Here is a 14,282-nt window from a genome sequence, read left to right on the forward strand (position 1 = left end):
CTCGTACCGAGGTGGTGTTTGTAGCGGATCTGGCGGCCCAGCGGATCGGTCTCTTCGATCAGGCGGGAGAAGTCGTCGTACTTGAAGGCCAGCTTATTGCCATCGGGTAGCGTGATGCCGATCAGGTTACTGGCTTCGTCCAGGTCCATGGCGTACCGTTCACCGCCATAATCGCGGCTGGCGATGACAAGGCGATCCTCGTTGTAATGCACTTCAAGCTCACGGCCGAGGACGTCTACCGCCCAAGAAGTTCTGTTCTTGAAGTCGTAGCGGAAATGAAAGTGTTCGCCATCGCTGGTCCAGTGCTCGACCACACGCGGCTGACCGTCGATGGTTTCCCAGCGGTAATTGCAGCTCAAGCCCAGGGCATTGCTGTGGCTGATCATCACGCCTTCGGCATAACTGAAGCGGCGCATCGTATCGCCGTTGCGGTTGATCACTTCGCTCAACTGGCCGTCGTCGCTGTAGCGATACTGAACGAGGGTTTCGACGGCTTCATTGCCCACTACGCGCTTGACGTCGGTTAGGCGGCCAAGCGGATCGTCACGGTGCAGGTGCAGGTACAGGTGCACGCCGCCAATCTTGCTGATATTGGCGGGCGTGCCGTAAGGAGTGTTATAAAAACTGCTAGTGGCTGAGACAAGGCTGGTAGCCGTCATGCCAACTAACCTTTTGAAAAGAATGCAACAAGTAACAAATCTGTCTAACCGCCACACCCCGAGTATTAGTTAAATTTATTCAAAACTCTTTTGGCTTTGAAGGAAAAAGCGTCCACCGGAAGCACTCTCAGGCTTCTCAACGGAAACTAAAATTCACCGCCATCATTGATCCATAATCTTCTTTAAACCTTCAGAAAGGCGTTTGATGTTATTCACATCCCCACCCTTATCCAGATAGGAGAACCAGCCGGGGATGACTTTCTTGAAGAGCTCAACGCACTCTGGCTTAGCATCATTTTTTTTCAAAATGAAATCCAGATCCAAACTACCGTCCGCTTTAAAGGGATCGACAGAAATAAGATCATTTTTTTTTAAAAACTCTAACAGCACAGTAAGCTTCAGCACTATCCGCTCTTGATACTCCTTGCTTTTATTCCGACTATACAGCATGGGAACACTACACAAGGTAAAATTTAGATCTTCCACAATAACTCCCCTATTTGGCTCGGATGACTGTTGACACATCGGTGACTTCGATCAGCTTCTTCGTCCCAGGCTCCCGCACAAATAACCCACCCGCGTCGCGAATTCTTTCCTCCTTAAGGAGTTGTCCAGTCTTATCTGCCGTGAGGCTGGTGATTTCTTTTGCGGTGCCGGTACCATCCGCATTTTTAATGACAAAATCGACTCGCCTTCCCTCACCAGTTAAAGGATCTTTAACGATTTTACCCTCGGCGTTGCGCAAGTACCTTTCGCTCAGAACATTCCGCTTGCCATATCGTTTCACGAACAGAGCCTTTGCCCTATTCTCACGCGCAGTCCCGGCCACTTTGTTAGGGATGCAGTTCCAACCCCACGGGTCGATCCAACCAAGCGGGCTGGGGGCGTACTGATAAAGATTATACCCACCCAACAATCCAATCGGATCCTGCGTAATGAACGGCCCAATTTCCGGATCGTAGTACCTAAACGTGTTGTAGTGCAGCCCCGTCTCATCGTCGAAGTACTGACCCTGGAACCGCAGGTTCTGCTCAACCTCGCTCACCGCAAGCGTTTCGACTTCACCCCACGCCTTGTACGTCGCCTGCCAAACGATCTGGCCGTCGACATCCGTCATCTCAAGCGGCGTGCCGATCTGGTCGGTATGGAAGTAGTAAAGCTTCTGCTCTGCCTCACCTTCGTTTTGATCGACCCGTGCTAGCGGGGCGTAGCTACCTGGCTCGTAGATGTAGAGGCTGCTCTGTCCCGGCGACTCCTCGCGTAACATCCGCAGGCCTTGCCAGAGGAATTGCTTGTGGTCGATTCGCCCTTGAATCTCAGACGTCTTTCCAACCCGCCGACCCAGGCTGTCATACCGGTACGTGCCAACGCTGTGCACCTGGCTGTTAACCATCGTCTCAGCACGCACAAGCCGGTTTTCGCAGTCGTAGGTGAACGTGTGCAGCTTATTTAGCCCGGACCGCTTTTCAATCAGGTTGCCCCAAGCGTCATAGGTATATTCCTGGTCGCGCCATTGCTTGATTCGGTTGTCTTTGACCTGATCAAACTGGCTGGTGTTGAAGTTCAGGCGGTTGGCCGCAGCGTCGTATCGGAACTCTTCGCTATCAACCAAGCGGCCAGTATCACGACTGTGCAGTTGGCCGTTGGCTTCATATTCGTACTTGATCTCGCCACGCAGCTTGTCGAGCGTGCGGGTCAGCTCTCCCGCCGGGTCGTATTCATAGCGCCGATGAATCGGGTTGTACGCATGATTGACCAGCAACGAGGTATTGATGCCTGGGTTCTGGATCTGCGACAGCTTCTCAGCAGGCAACGTCGACGCAAACTGCCAACTCTTCCGGCCCATCGCGTCGTAGCCAAAGCAACTGGTGAGCTTGCCTTGGGACCGATAGACCTCGCGATGCAGATCATCGCGCTCCATGTCGCTGATCAGCATTCCATCGAGGTTCAGCTGATGCAGGTGGTCGCTGCCGTAGTACAAGTGATTCAGGTGCTGGCCAGTCGGCAACGTCAGCGTGGTCAGGTTGCTTAGCGGATCGTACTCGTAGGCAAGCGCACCTTGCGGTGTGGTCTCTTTGATCAAGCGACCCAACAGGTCATAACTGAAGTCGAGTGTCTCTTCCTCAACGCCCAGTTTCTTGCCAATACTTGAAGGCTGACGGTGGATGCTGAGCAACCGGTCTGCTTCGTCGTAGATGTAATCCTGTCGCGCATCCTTGTTCACTTTGGCCAGCAAGCGGCCAATCAAATCGCGCTCAAATTCGGTACTGCGCTGCGGCCGCTCTGCCCTGTCGCCGTAGCCTGTTTCCTCAACCCGCGTTAGATGCCCGCCCAGGTTGTAGTTGAATCTGCGCGTGAGGTTGTCGATGCGTTTCTCTTCGATCAGACGATCCGAAGCATCGTAGGCAAATCGGTACGCAGCATTGTTTTCGTTGACCAGCGCAGTCAGGCGAATCGCTTTGTCGTACTCGTAGCTGATGCGCTGGCCCTTGGCGTCCTGGCGGCTCACGGGGCTCCCCGCGCCGTCCGCAGCAGACGCGTAATCTGGCCCTTGCCGTCGGTGTGCGTCAGGACCTGGCCAAGAGCGTTGTAGGTAACCGACTCAGCGGTGCGGTCCGGATGCTCGATGCGAACCACTTCACCGTCGGGTTTGCGCTCAAGTCTTGTCGTCTGATTCAGCGCATCGGTGACGGCAACCAGATGAGACCGATCGTCGTAGGTGTAGAAGGTGTTTTGGTGTTTTTGCCCGAGCAATCTTGAAAGCGCTCCACCTGCGCCAGCTCGTTCCACCACAGGTATTTGGATTTGTGTGTAGCGTCGATGATGGTGTGCGGCAAGCCGTCGTCGCTGTTGAGGTACTCCGTCTTGTGGCCGAGTGCATCAACTTCAGCGATAAGGTTGCCTTTATCGTCGTATCGGGCTTTCCAGACGCTGCCGTCCGGGAAGGCGGTTTCCCTGATCAAGGTGGTACTGAGGTGGTAGCTGTAGGTGATGCTTCGACCGAGCGGATAGATTTCTTCAGCCAAGCGCGAGAAGTCGTCTTACTAGAAAGCCCGCTGATTGCCATCGGGTAGTGAGATACCGGTCAGGCTGCCGGCTTCGTCGAGGTCCATGGTGTAGTGCTCACCGCCTTAATCGCGGCTGGCGATGGCAAGGCGGTCCTCGTCTTAGTAAGCAGCATTATTTTAGTTGAACAGTGCCAGTCCCGCTAACCGCCTTGTCTTAGTCGTTTGGGTAGGCATAGAGGCCAACTGAACCCTATCTGCAGGACTAAGGTTTTTGAGGTTTTGGTCAGTGGCCAAGGCAGTGGCTGGAATAGCTCTCCAGTCACTGTCAACCTAGATCATTGAATGAACTCAAAAAGCCTTAAACAAACTAGAGCTGAAGCACTATCAAGCGCACTAATACCGATACCCAAGTTTTTACCCAGCATTTAAATTTTCAAAGACACTTAAAAGGCCCAGATCAAAATCCTTATTTTTTATAATTTTCTTATTGGACATAACTTCTTTGAGCTTTTCCTTGCTGATAATTTCTGGCTTTAAAGCAATCGCGCATCGAACAAACAGTGCGGGGTATGCGTAGTCTGTAGGAGATGCCAACACATCCTCAATGGTGCGCTGACTAGGCAGTATGCATCCTGCGACCAAGGGAATATAGTAGTTTTCAAGCGCGCACCGAATATGCGTGCACACCGCCCCGACCTCCTCAACTTTTGGAGCACTGATGGTTCCATAAACGTTTGTGCTGAACTTTTTGTCCTGCCGTCCAGACGTTGTAAACGAAAAACAAGCATCGCTTCCCAAATTACTTTTATAAGGAGGAATAGTCTTTGAGCAGCATTCAAAAATTGGCCCACCGAAGACACGACCAATTAGAGTATATGCTTGAGCCTTAACCAAATATTGAAAGTCAAGCTGAGCAACTAACTCCTTGCCAAGCCGAAATTTCAATCCCTTTTTCACAGCCGTAAGCGTCAATCCAGGCCACTCGAGGCTTCTAAGGCTTGCCAAAAGTTCGTTTTCGAAATAAATCCGTTCTTCTTTGTTCATAAATCACCGATACTTTAAAACACTAAAAGTCGCGTCATGTATAGCTCCCTTACCACCCAAAACTTGACCAGGCGGACCTTTTGTATCTACCTTGAAGGTTCCAGGGGTGCCTTGCGATGGTTTTATAGTACCACCACCTAAATGTTGCGTAGTGTTACTAGGGGTGGACATATTATAAACACCTGCGGCTTTCTGGTTTTTGGTAAGGCCTCCAGAGCCATGTTTTACTTCAAATACATGGTAGTTACCATGTGCGTCTTGAGCAACAATGTCGGCCCGCACCCTGCTACCATTTACCTTCATCGTCACCTCTTCCGAGACGATTTTGTATCCATTCTGCTCTAGATCATGAGTAGCTTTATTTGTACCTTTAACTCCACTTGCAGAGCTCTTACAGAGACCAGCTGGATCAATCCAGCCAGTGGTGTTGGGACCGTATTGATAAAGGTTGAATCCACCCAGTAAGCCAATTGGATCTTGCGTTAGGAACCGCCCTACCTCGGGATCGTAATACCTCAACGTGTTGTAGTGCAGGCGGGTTTCGTCGTCGAAATACTGTCCCTGGAAACGTAGGTTCTGCTCAACCTCACTCACGGGAAGCGTTTCGACCTCTCCCCACGCCTTATACGTCGCCTGCCACACGATCTGGCCGTCGACATCCGTCATCTCAAGCGGCGTGCCGATCTGGTCGGTATGGAAGTAGTAAAGCTTCTGCTCTGCCTCACATTCGTTTTGGTCAACCCGGGCTAGCGGCGCATAGCTACCCGGTTCATAAATGTAGACGCTACTCTGCCCCGGCGTTTCCTCACGCAGCATCCGCAAGCCTTGCCAGAGGAAATGTTTGTGCTCGGTCTGGCCGTCGATCTCAGACGTCTTGCCAATCCGCCGACCCAAGCTGTCATACCGATACGTGCCGACGCTGTGCACTTGGCTGTTAACCATCGTTTCGGCACGCACCAACCGGTTTTCACAGTCGTAGCTGAAGGTCTGCAGCTTGCCCAGCCCTACTCGCTTTTCAATCAGGTTGCCCCACGCGTCGTAGCTATATTCCTGGTCGCGCCATTGCTTGATCCGGTTGTCTTTCACCTGGTCGAACTGGCTGGTGTTGAAGTTCAGGCGGTTCGCCGCAGCGTCGTAGCGGAACTCTTCGCTATCAACCAAGCGGCCAGTATCACGACTGTGCAATTGGCCGTTGGCTTCATATTCGTACTTGATCTCGCCACGCAGCTTGTCGAGCGTGCGGGTCAGTTCACCTGCTGGGTCGTACTCGTAGCGCCTATGAATCGGGTTATATGCGTGATCAACCAGCAACGACGTGTTGATGCCTGGGTTCTGGATCTGCGACAGCTTTTCCGCAGGCAATGTCGACGCGAACTGCCAGCTCTTGCGGCCCATCGCGTCATAGCCAAAGCAACTGGTGAGTTTGCCTTGGGACCGATACACCTCGCGATGCAGGTCGTCGCGTTCCATGTCGCTGATCAACAATCCGTCGAGGTTGAGTTGGTGCAGATGACCGCTGCCGTAGTAAAAGTGGTTGAGGTGCTGACCAGTAGGTAATGTCAGCGTGGTCAGGTTGCTGAGCGGATCGTATTCGTAGGCCAGCGCGCCTTGTGGCGTGGTCTCTTTGATCAAGCGACCTAACAGGTCATAGCTGAAGTCGAGTTTCTCTTCTGCAACGCCCAGCTTTTTGCCAATGCTTGAAGGCAGCCGATGGATGCTGAGCAAGCGATCCGCTTCGTCGTAACTGTAATCCTGCCGCGCATCCTGGTTGACCTTAGCCAGCAAGCGGCCAATCACATCACGCTCGAATTCCGTACTACGCTGCGGCCGCTCTGCCCGATCGCCGTAGCCGACTTCATCAACCCGCGTCAGATGCCCGCCATGGTTGTAGCTGAACCGACGCGTCAGGTTGTCGATGCGCTTTTCTTCGATCAGACGATCTGACGCATCGTAGGCAAACTCGTAACTCGCATTGTTCTCGTTGACCAGCGCAGTGAGCCGAATCGCCTTGTCGTACTCGTAACTGATGCGCTGGCCCTTGGCGTCCTGGCGGCTGGCAGGCAGGCCGCGCGCCGTGCGCAGCAGACGCGTAATCTGGCCCTTGCCGTCGGTGTGCGTGAGTACTTGGCCGAGTGCGTTGTAGGTAAACGACTCGACTGTGCCATCCGGGTGCTCGATGCGCACCACTTCGCCGTCGGCTTTGCGCTCAAGTCTTGTCGTCTGATTCAGCGCGTCGGTGACGGCGATCAGGTGGGACCGATCGTCGTAGGTGTAGAAGGTGTTTTTGCCCGAGCAATCCTGAAAGCGCTCGACCTGCGCCAGCTCGTTCCACCACAGGTATTTGGATTTGTGTGTGGCGTCGATGATGGTGTGCGGCAAGCCGTCGTCGCTGTTGAGATACTCGGTTTTGTGGCCGAGTGCGTCAACTTCGGCGATCAGGTTACCTTTATCGTCGTAGCGGGCTCTCCAGACACTGCCGTCGGGGAACGTGGTTTCGGTCACCAGCGTCGTACCTAGGTGGTGTTTGTAGCCGATCTTGCGACCCAGCGGATCGGTCTCTTCGATCAGGCGGGAGAAGTCGTCGTACTTGAACGCCAGCTTATTGCCATCGGGTAGCGTGATGCCAGTCAGGTTACCGGCCTCGTCCAGGTCCATGGCGTAGCGTTCGCCGTCATAATAGCGGCTGGCGATGACAAGGCGGGCCTCGTTGTAATGCACTTCCAGCTCGCGCCCGAGCACGTCAACTGCCCAGGACGTGCGCTTTTGGAAGTCGTAGCGAAAATGAAAGTGCTCGCCATCGCTGGTCCAGTGCTCGACCACACGCGGCTGACCGTCGATGGTTTCCCAGCGGTAATTGCAGCTCAAGCCCAAGGCATTGCTGTGGCTGATCATCACACCTTCGGCATAACTGAAACGGCGCATCGTATCGCCGTTGCGGTTGATCACTTCGCTTAACTGGCCGTTGTCTGTGTAACGATACTGGACGAGGGTTTCGACGGCTTCATTGCCCACTATGCGCTTGACGTCAGTTAGGCGGCCCAAAGGATTGTCGTAGTGCAAATGCACCCGCACGCCGCCGGGGGCGCTGATGTCGGTAAGCGTACCGTCGGCGGTTCGGGAGAAATGCAGGTAATGCCCGAGTGCATTTTCCAGACGATGCAAGGGTACGGAAGTATTGTCGTCCGGCACTTCGCCGAAGTAGAAGAAGGTGTTATCAAGGGTTTGCAGGAGGTAGTGACCGCCGGGCGATCGGACCAGATAAATCTGTTCGTAGGGGTTGTAGATACTTTCGCCAGGCTCGATGTCGACAAAGGGCACGCTGCGGCCCTGGTTGTCAGTCAGGTAAACAAAGCTGCCACTGCGGCGCAGGCTTTGCTCCCACGGCAGGACCCATCCGCGACCTAGCACGCTGTCGACGGTCAGGTCGCTTGCGTAGAAGCGGGACCATTCGATTGGCATCAGGCCTGGCAACACAAAATCGGTTTCACCGGATTCAAACAGCAACTTGCGACCGATGGTAAGGTCCACGGGGTTACCGGTCACCGCACCTATCGCCGCTTCAATCACTGGCGGGGCGGCATAACGACCGACCAAGTAACTGCCCGTCAGCAGTGCCACAGCTTTCAATGCGCAGGGCCCAGCGGCCCTGAGGCCTTTGGATAGACCGAGGGAGACAACCTTGCCCAATCCCCGCCACGAACCGGCCACGAGAATCGCAACATCGACCCCAAAGCGAAGCTCGTCAGAGATTTCCTCATCCACATGAAGATAGCGCTTGGTGCCGCCACCTATAAAAACGTTGCTCGACCCTGTTGCGATATTCGCGTCACAGGTCACCTTGTCGCCTTTGCGCGAAGCCGCTACGTTATTGATGAAAACGTTGGTAGAGCCCTCAGCGACCTTCACCGGTGGCGGATGTTTATCGCAGGTGACCATGCTTAATGTGGCATGAGCAGCGTTTCGGCTATTGATGAACACATCCGTGGAGCAACCTGCTAACAGGATGCTCCCAGCCGCCGAAGTTAACGAAGATCCCCATGCTTCCCCCAGAGCGGGCGCGATGCCGGACCCCACTGAAAGTACGACGGCCAGCAGGACCGTGGCGAGCCCTCCCGAGCAGATTATCGCACCAGCAGCCACTGCTAGCGCAATCCCAAGGACCGCGCCCGCCAGAAACCCGCCCAGAGCCCCGGTGTGTTCAATCCCGTCCCCCCAACGCGCTGCTTCGAACATCGGTTATTCCTGTTCGGAGTTGGTTGAGGCGACAATGCCCTCACGCGGCTGAAAGCTAGTTAGAAGCTTCAGCCAGTCTTGATCCTGCACAGAGCTGAAGTCCGCCTGGCTGGTCGTTGAAAACACCAGAATGCGCCCTGGCTGAATCTCGAACGCCGCCTGCCGCTGGTACACCGGCCGACCATCGTTCATGTAATAAGCGTCAACCTGAATTCCGGCAAATGTCTGACCAGTCGATAACACCGCCGCCTTCTTGCCAAGCAAGGTGTAGCCGCGCAGCTTCGATGTGATGAGCTTGATCTGACGACTGATGTAGGCGTTCAGATCTTCGGCTGGAAGCATGTTGTCACGGCCGACCGTGATGTTCAGCGGAGCGGGAACGCTGTTACCGACCACGAACATATTGACAGTGCGGTCCTGAACGCCTTCCGGCAATGTGATCGATCCTTCTTGAAGCTGATAGTCCATTGAGGTGTGTCCGTAAAATTATAAAGAAGGGATTCAGAAAGCCGCGATGTTCTCGAGCATTTCGTCGAACTCGATCAGCCAGCTCGCCAGCGCGGCATGTTCTGGATTGATCACAGTCGACACGCTAAACCACTGGCGCTCGTTATCGTGGGCAGGCGCGATGATGGCGCTGGTTGCACGACCGTGGCGGCGCTCCTCCCCTGCCATGAACGCATAATCCAGCGAAACCGCCGGGCTGCCCGCCAATAGGCAGTCGCTCTGGCGCACAACGGTGACATCGCCATGATGCTTGCGCAGGTTGTCCACGTAGAGCTCGGCGGAGCGCTGCAGTGTCAGCCCCTCCGGCGCCGGGCGACGCTTCGCGCTGAACGTGACAGGTTGGCCCTCTCTGTCGAGGGTCATGTCAAGGTCGCGAAACGTCAGCGCGTGAGGCATCAACAACGCCAAGCCGGCGATCTTCAATTCGTTGCGCGAAGGTTGCAGCAGTACCACCGCTGCGGGTTCAGGCTCTATGACGATCGCTGGAGCACTGGCCGCCTCCTCCGCCTGCTGCCGGGCCAGTGCCTCGGCGGCCAGGCGCTTTTCCGAGATGCGGTCGTACATGCTGGTTCTGGTGCTGGGAATCGACGAATTTCTCATTTGTTGATATCGACCCGTTTGCCGTGAATGAAGGTGTCATTCTTGCCAAAAATATCGACCGAATTGCTCGTGATCTCGATACGGCCATCCATGATTTTGATGCTGCTCTCACCGACCGTGAGGACGATTTCGGTGTTGGCAGTGATATGAACGGACTGTTTGTCGACCTCAATCGCCAACGAACCCTCTAGAACCTTCATCCGGGTGTCGTTCTTGATCGTTTCGGTGTGGGTGCCGCCTACGGTGATGGTCCTGTTATTCCCCACCTCGTGCTTTTCATCCACCTCAATCTCGGTGTCCAAGTTGCGTTCTGCGTGCATATGGATCTGCTCGGCGCCGGACTTATCCTCAAAGCGGAAGAAGTTCGCCGTGGCCGCACTGCCCTTGGTCGAGCGCGTAAGAAAACCACTCTGCGTCTTGTTCGCCGGCAACGACCACGGTGGGGTGTTCTTGCTGTTGTAGACGCTGCCCATGATCAGCGGGCGGTCGGGATTGCCGTCCAGGAAAACCACAACCACTTCATCGCCCACGCGCGGAATCTGGATGCTGCCGAAACCGCCACTGGCGCCGGACTGGGCGACGCGGACCCAGCAGGAGCTGTGGTCGTTGTACTTGCCGTTGCGGTCCCAGTGGAACTGGACTTTTACGCGGCCGAGTTCGTCGGTGAAGATTTCTTCGCCCGGCGGGCCGACGATGATGGCGGTCTGTGGCCCGGCAATGGTCGGGCGTGGTGTAGACAGTTGCGGGCGGAAGGGAATCTTTTTGCGCACGCAGGAGAAGGTGTTGTAGTAGCTCGCCTGATGGCCGTTCAAGTAGTTGTTGTGGCCTTCGCTTTCGACGCCCATCAGCAGGAACTGGCGATCGTCGGCGGAGCCCTGATCGTGGTCGTAGTGCTGCACCAGCTCGAAGGTGTAGCCAGGCTTCATCGCACGGCAGTTGCTCGCGCCTTCGAACTTTTTGCCGCGGATTTCCAGGGCCTCCATGCGCAGGCGCAACAGCGTTTCGCCCTCGTCGTAGGTGCCGTGGGTGTACTGGCCGGGGAAGTCATAGATCTCGAACGTCTCGACGTCGCCCTGCTTGTTGAGGCTGTTCATACCGACGGGCAGACGGTTGTTGGGCTGACGGTAGTCGAAGGTCTGCACGGCCATCTTGCCCGCCTGCAAATGGCGGTTGCCGCTCCACTGAGTGATGGAGTCAGCGGTCTCGGTGACGGACGCGGTGTGGAAGCGGATCTGCGGTTGTTCTGGCAACGGCTGCAGCATGCTGGAGTCGTCGCAGATGATCATGGTGTGGCCTTCGGCGGTGTGCTCGAAGTAGTAAAACATCCCTTCTTCTTCGAGCAGACGCTGGACGAAGTTGAAGTCGGTTTCACGGTATAGGGTGATGTAGGTGTAGCGCTTGCGAGACCGTATGAGATCAATCCGTAATAAAACCGGAACTACCGTCTCACGCGAAGATAAGAATAGGAAGTTCTACTCAAGTATCGCTAATCTGCAAAGCATTTAATCGTCTAACTGTTTATCAGGGATGGAAATCAGGTTAGTTTATAAGCAGCCGCGCAGAAGCGGAATACATCCACCCCTGCTTGTCTCGGCCATGTATTCAATTGATACATATTTTCAAACCATTCTCAGGCGGACTTCCACTGACTCCAAGGATTTTCGCCCGCTGCCTTCACACTTGTGCAAATTCCAAGATCTCCTTCTTCAATTCATCAACGGAGAGCGTCACCTCAGTAGACCGGTCACGAATTAACGTATACACATCAACTTCCAGAGACAGAATTTCGACCACCTTAGCTTCGTAGTTGGTTATCTCTATGAAACCGTTAACAACGCCATTTAGATTTTCGATTTCCGACACCAATGTTGGCACTTTCATCAGTACTCCATCCTCGGCAGTGCCACTCGCCGTCGCCGGGTTATCAAAATACACCCTAAGCTTAGGGAACACAGGTCTTTGCCATCTAAAAACCGGAATCATTCGAGATATCATATCCCTGAATTCCGCTTCAGACTCATCCCCAGCAAACTCACATCTAAAGATAGGAATACAGAGAAATAGATTACCACGTTTAGGCTCAAGTCTTCCTTTCAGACTCGAATGATAAGAACTTGGAACAGCCAAAGCATGGGTAAACCCGTAGTCATTTCCACTCAACCTATATAAAGTTGGCTTCTCACGTGACAAATCAAGCGGCGCTTGATCCACTACCTTAATTGCGAAATCACGATCGGCTGTGTCCTCCGTAACAGTTAAGAGATCTTTGTCCTCAGCGCTTTTTAGGCAATATTCATACACGAGCTTAGGCAGCTTATGTTGAAAGAAGTAATATCCCGAGCCTCTTTCCTCAACTACTGGGAAAGACTCTAGCAAATCCTGCTTAGAAAACATATCACGAACCCCTATTCAAAGTCAGGACCTACATCCTGGCGATACCTAATTCCTTCGGCAGCCATTCTTCCCCCATCAGCGCTATTCGCAGAGCGAAGCCTGATGCTCATATTGTCAGTATTATTATAAAAGTCATTCCGGACAGACCGCACGGAATTATATCCTTGTTCATTCCAATGCTCAACAACAGCTTTGTTATGTTCTATCGTTATTCTCGGATCAGTTCTAGAAACTACATCCAGATCCGCAGTCAGCACTTTACCAGCATCTGGCCCATCTTGAATTGTATGAGCATCCAAAACTTTATCTTTAACCCCAGCCCGATAACCGCTTGGATACTGAGACTTTCGGTTATATTGCTGTGGGGATTCCGAGCTCTTTTGAAAGCGTCCATCCGGGCCGCGCCTAGCTGGACCCACCGGAGCCTCAGATACGGGGGCCGCTTTAGGCACAACCTTAATATTGGCAAAATTAGACCCAAACCCTTGGGTTTGAATTTCATACCGCGCATCAAACCACTTACCACCTTTCGCGCCCAGCCCGCCGCCCAGCGCTGCCCCGGCAAAAGCCATAAGCTTCTGCTCATTCGAGTCTTCCCCGAACAATCTTCCACCCAAGATGCTGCCACCAATCCCGCCTGCAACGCTTCCTACCAGTCCAGCGACAGCTATAACGGGCGACGTCAGGATCACAGCACTCGCAAACCCAATCCCGCCGACCAACCAGTGAAGCCATGGCTCGACCTCAGGGTTAATGTCGTCAGTCTTTTCAGTCGCGCCACCGATGTTGACGTTGCCAGACCCAGCGCTAATCTTCCCGTCACAGACGGTGCGATCTCCCACGCGCGCGGCAGGCTGGCCATTGATGTGAACCGTGCGACTTCCTTGCGCAATGACTTGCGGCACCGAGCCATGTTTGTCACACGTAGCGGTATCAAGGTGAGCCCGTGCTGCGGGCTTGCCGTTGGTGAAGACGTTTCCTGATCCTTTGAATATCTGCCCGGCCTTGTTGGTGCAACAAGACAGACTGCCAATCAGCTCTCCAAATCCCGCCGACAACGCCATGACCGCGCCAACCGCAGCCACTGCGGCCAATCCACCTGTTGCGATAATGGTGACACCCGCTGCCGCCGCGACCACCACTGCCGCAGCGCCAACGGCTAATCCCAGGAGCAAACCTTCCAACGCCGATGTGTGTTCAATCGGGTCCCCGACCCGGGCGGCAGCACTCATACCGCAGCGGCCTCTCCATCGCGCTCGTCATCAGGATCTGGCGGCATCCGTAATTCAAGTGTCTCCACGATGGAGACGAAAGCCTCACGTTCGGCTGGCGTCATCCCGCCTGGGTTGTTACTGGTCCCGGTGATCTGCATCAGCAACGGTTGCTCATGCTCATCACGGTGCAGGAAGATCAGCTGCAACTGGTGAACGGGCTGTCCCTGCTGACGCCATCTGAATTCAACCTGTCGGGCGTCAACGCCTGCGGCCACAGTCGGGAACAGTGGCTCGACCCAGTCTAAATGGGCCAGGGTTTTATCCAGCTCGGCCAGCAATTGCTGCGCCACCGTTTCTAAATCAGTATCAGCTGCGACTACCGAGCGGCCAATGACGAGTGAAAACGGGCTCGGCCCAAGATCCGTCAAGGTGAATACGTGAAAGGTCTTGTCCTTGAAACTCTCCGGCCGCACGAAGCTCAATTCGTTGGTCTGAAAACGCTCGTGGGGTTTCGGAATCAGGTTTGCCAAACGCTCCTGTTCCAGGCGTTCAGCTTCAAGGCGTTGTTCTTCCGCAATGCGTTTCTCGGAAATCCGGTCATACATACTGGTGCGCATGGGGCG

Annotated in this window: 8 protein-coding genes and 3 pseudogenes; all 11 read right to left on the reverse strand. The window is 54.4% G+C overall.

The features are described 5' to 3' along the window. Window positions 1-659: pseudogene (locus AC07RO_RS15695) on the reverse strand (type IV secretion protein Rhs); the annotation flags it as partial. A gap of 162 nt (window positions 660-821) precedes the next feature. Then, a complete protein-coding gene (locus AC07RO_RS15700) occupies window positions 822-1,064 on the reverse strand; it encodes a hypothetical protein (protein WP_495086486.1) in 243 nt (80 codons plus the stop codon). Window positions 1,065-1,155: 91 nt separating this feature from the next. Beyond that, window positions 1,156-3,820: pseudogene (locus AC07RO_RS15705) on the reverse strand (RHS repeat-associated core domain-containing protein); the annotation flags it as partial. Window positions 3,821-4,081: 261 nt separating this feature from the next. After that, window positions 4,082-4,711, reverse strand: coding sequence for a hypothetical protein (locus AC07RO_RS15710; protein WP_495086487.1), 630 nt, complete (start codon window positions 4,709-4,711; stop codon window positions 4,082-4,084). 3 nt (window positions 4,712-4,714) lie between these two features. Then, the gene (locus tag AC07RO_RS15715) at window positions 4,715-8,944 is read right to left on the reverse strand and encodes an RHS repeat-associated core domain-containing protein (protein WP_495086488.1); all 4,230 of its coding nucleotides are present in this window, start codon (window positions 8,942-8,944) and stop codon (window positions 4,715-4,717) included. 3 nt (window positions 8,945-8,947) lie between these two features. Further along, the gene (locus AC07RO_RS15720) at window positions 8,948-9,412 is read right to left on the reverse strand and encodes a DcrB-related protein (protein WP_495086489.1); all 465 of its coding nucleotides are present in this window, start codon (window positions 9,410-9,412) and stop codon (window positions 8,948-8,950) included. Between the two features lie 33 nt (window positions 9,413-9,445). Then, window positions 9,446-10,015, reverse strand: a complete 570-nt coding sequence (locus AC07RO_RS15725) for a hypothetical protein (RefSeq protein ID WP_495086490.1) — start codon at window positions 10,013-10,015, stop codon at window positions 9,446-9,448. Between the two features lie 32 nt (window positions 10,016-10,047). After that, window positions 10,048-11,466, reverse strand: a pseudogene (gene tssI, locus AC07RO_RS15730) (type VI secretion system tip protein TssI/VgrG); the annotation flags it as partial. Window positions 11,467-11,725: 259 nt separating this feature from the next. Then, complete coding sequence (locus tag AC07RO_RS15735; RefSeq protein ID WP_495086491.1) at window positions 11,726-12,445, reverse strand: hypothetical protein; 720 nt, start codon at window positions 12,443-12,445, stop codon at window positions 11,726-11,728. An 11-nt stretch (window positions 12,446-12,456) separates the two neighbouring features. Next, window positions 12,457-13,677 carry a PAAR domain-containing protein gene (locus tag AC07RO_RS15740; RefSeq protein WP_495086492.1) on the reverse strand — a complete coding sequence of 407 codons (1,221 nt, stop codon included), beginning with the start codon at window positions 13,675-13,677 and terminating at the stop codon, window positions 12,457-12,459. Beyond that, entirely contained in the window at window positions 13,674-14,276 is a 603-nt protein-coding gene (locus AC07RO_RS15745; protein ID WP_495086493.1) for a DcrB-related protein, read from the reverse strand. Before AC07RO_RS15745 ends, AC07RO_RS15740 begins: the two co-directional genes overlap by 4 nt. Window positions 14,277-14,282: the final 6 nt, after the last annotated feature.

It is taken from the genome of Pseudomonas sp. GW821-FHT07F05 (assembly GCF_059418765.1).

What these genes read in the sequence shown, in the direction of transcription:
- AC07RO_RS15745 (WP_495086493.1), bottom strand. Translation starts at nt 14,276, where the DNA reads ATGCGCACCAGTATGTATGACCGGATTTCCGAGAAACGCATTGCGGAA.
- AC07RO_RS15735 (WP_495086491.1), bottom strand. Translation starts at nt 12,445, where the DNA reads ATGTTTTCTAAGCAGGATTTGCTAGAGTCTTTCCCAGTAGTTGAGGAA.
- AC07RO_RS15720 (WP_495086489.1), bottom strand. Translation starts at nt 9,412, where the DNA reads ATGGACTATCAGCTTCAAGAAGGATCGATCACATTGCCGGAAGGCGTT.
- AC07RO_RS15715 (WP_495086488.1), bottom strand. Translation starts at nt 8,944, where the DNA reads ATGTTCGAAGCAGCGCGTTGGGGGGACGGGATTGAACACACCGGGGCT.
- AC07RO_RS15740 (WP_495086492.1), bottom strand. Translation starts at nt 13,677, where the DNA reads ATGAGTGCTGCCGCCCGGGTCGGGGACCCGATTGAACACACATCGGCG.
- AC07RO_RS15725 (WP_495086490.1), bottom strand. Translation starts at nt 10,015, where the DNA reads ATGTACGACCGCATCTCGGAAAAGCGCCTGGCCGCCGAGGCACTGGCC.
- AC07RO_RS15710 (WP_495086487.1), bottom strand. Translation starts at nt 4,711, where the DNA reads ATGAACAAAGAAGAACGGATTTATTTCGAAAACGAACTTTTGGCAAGC.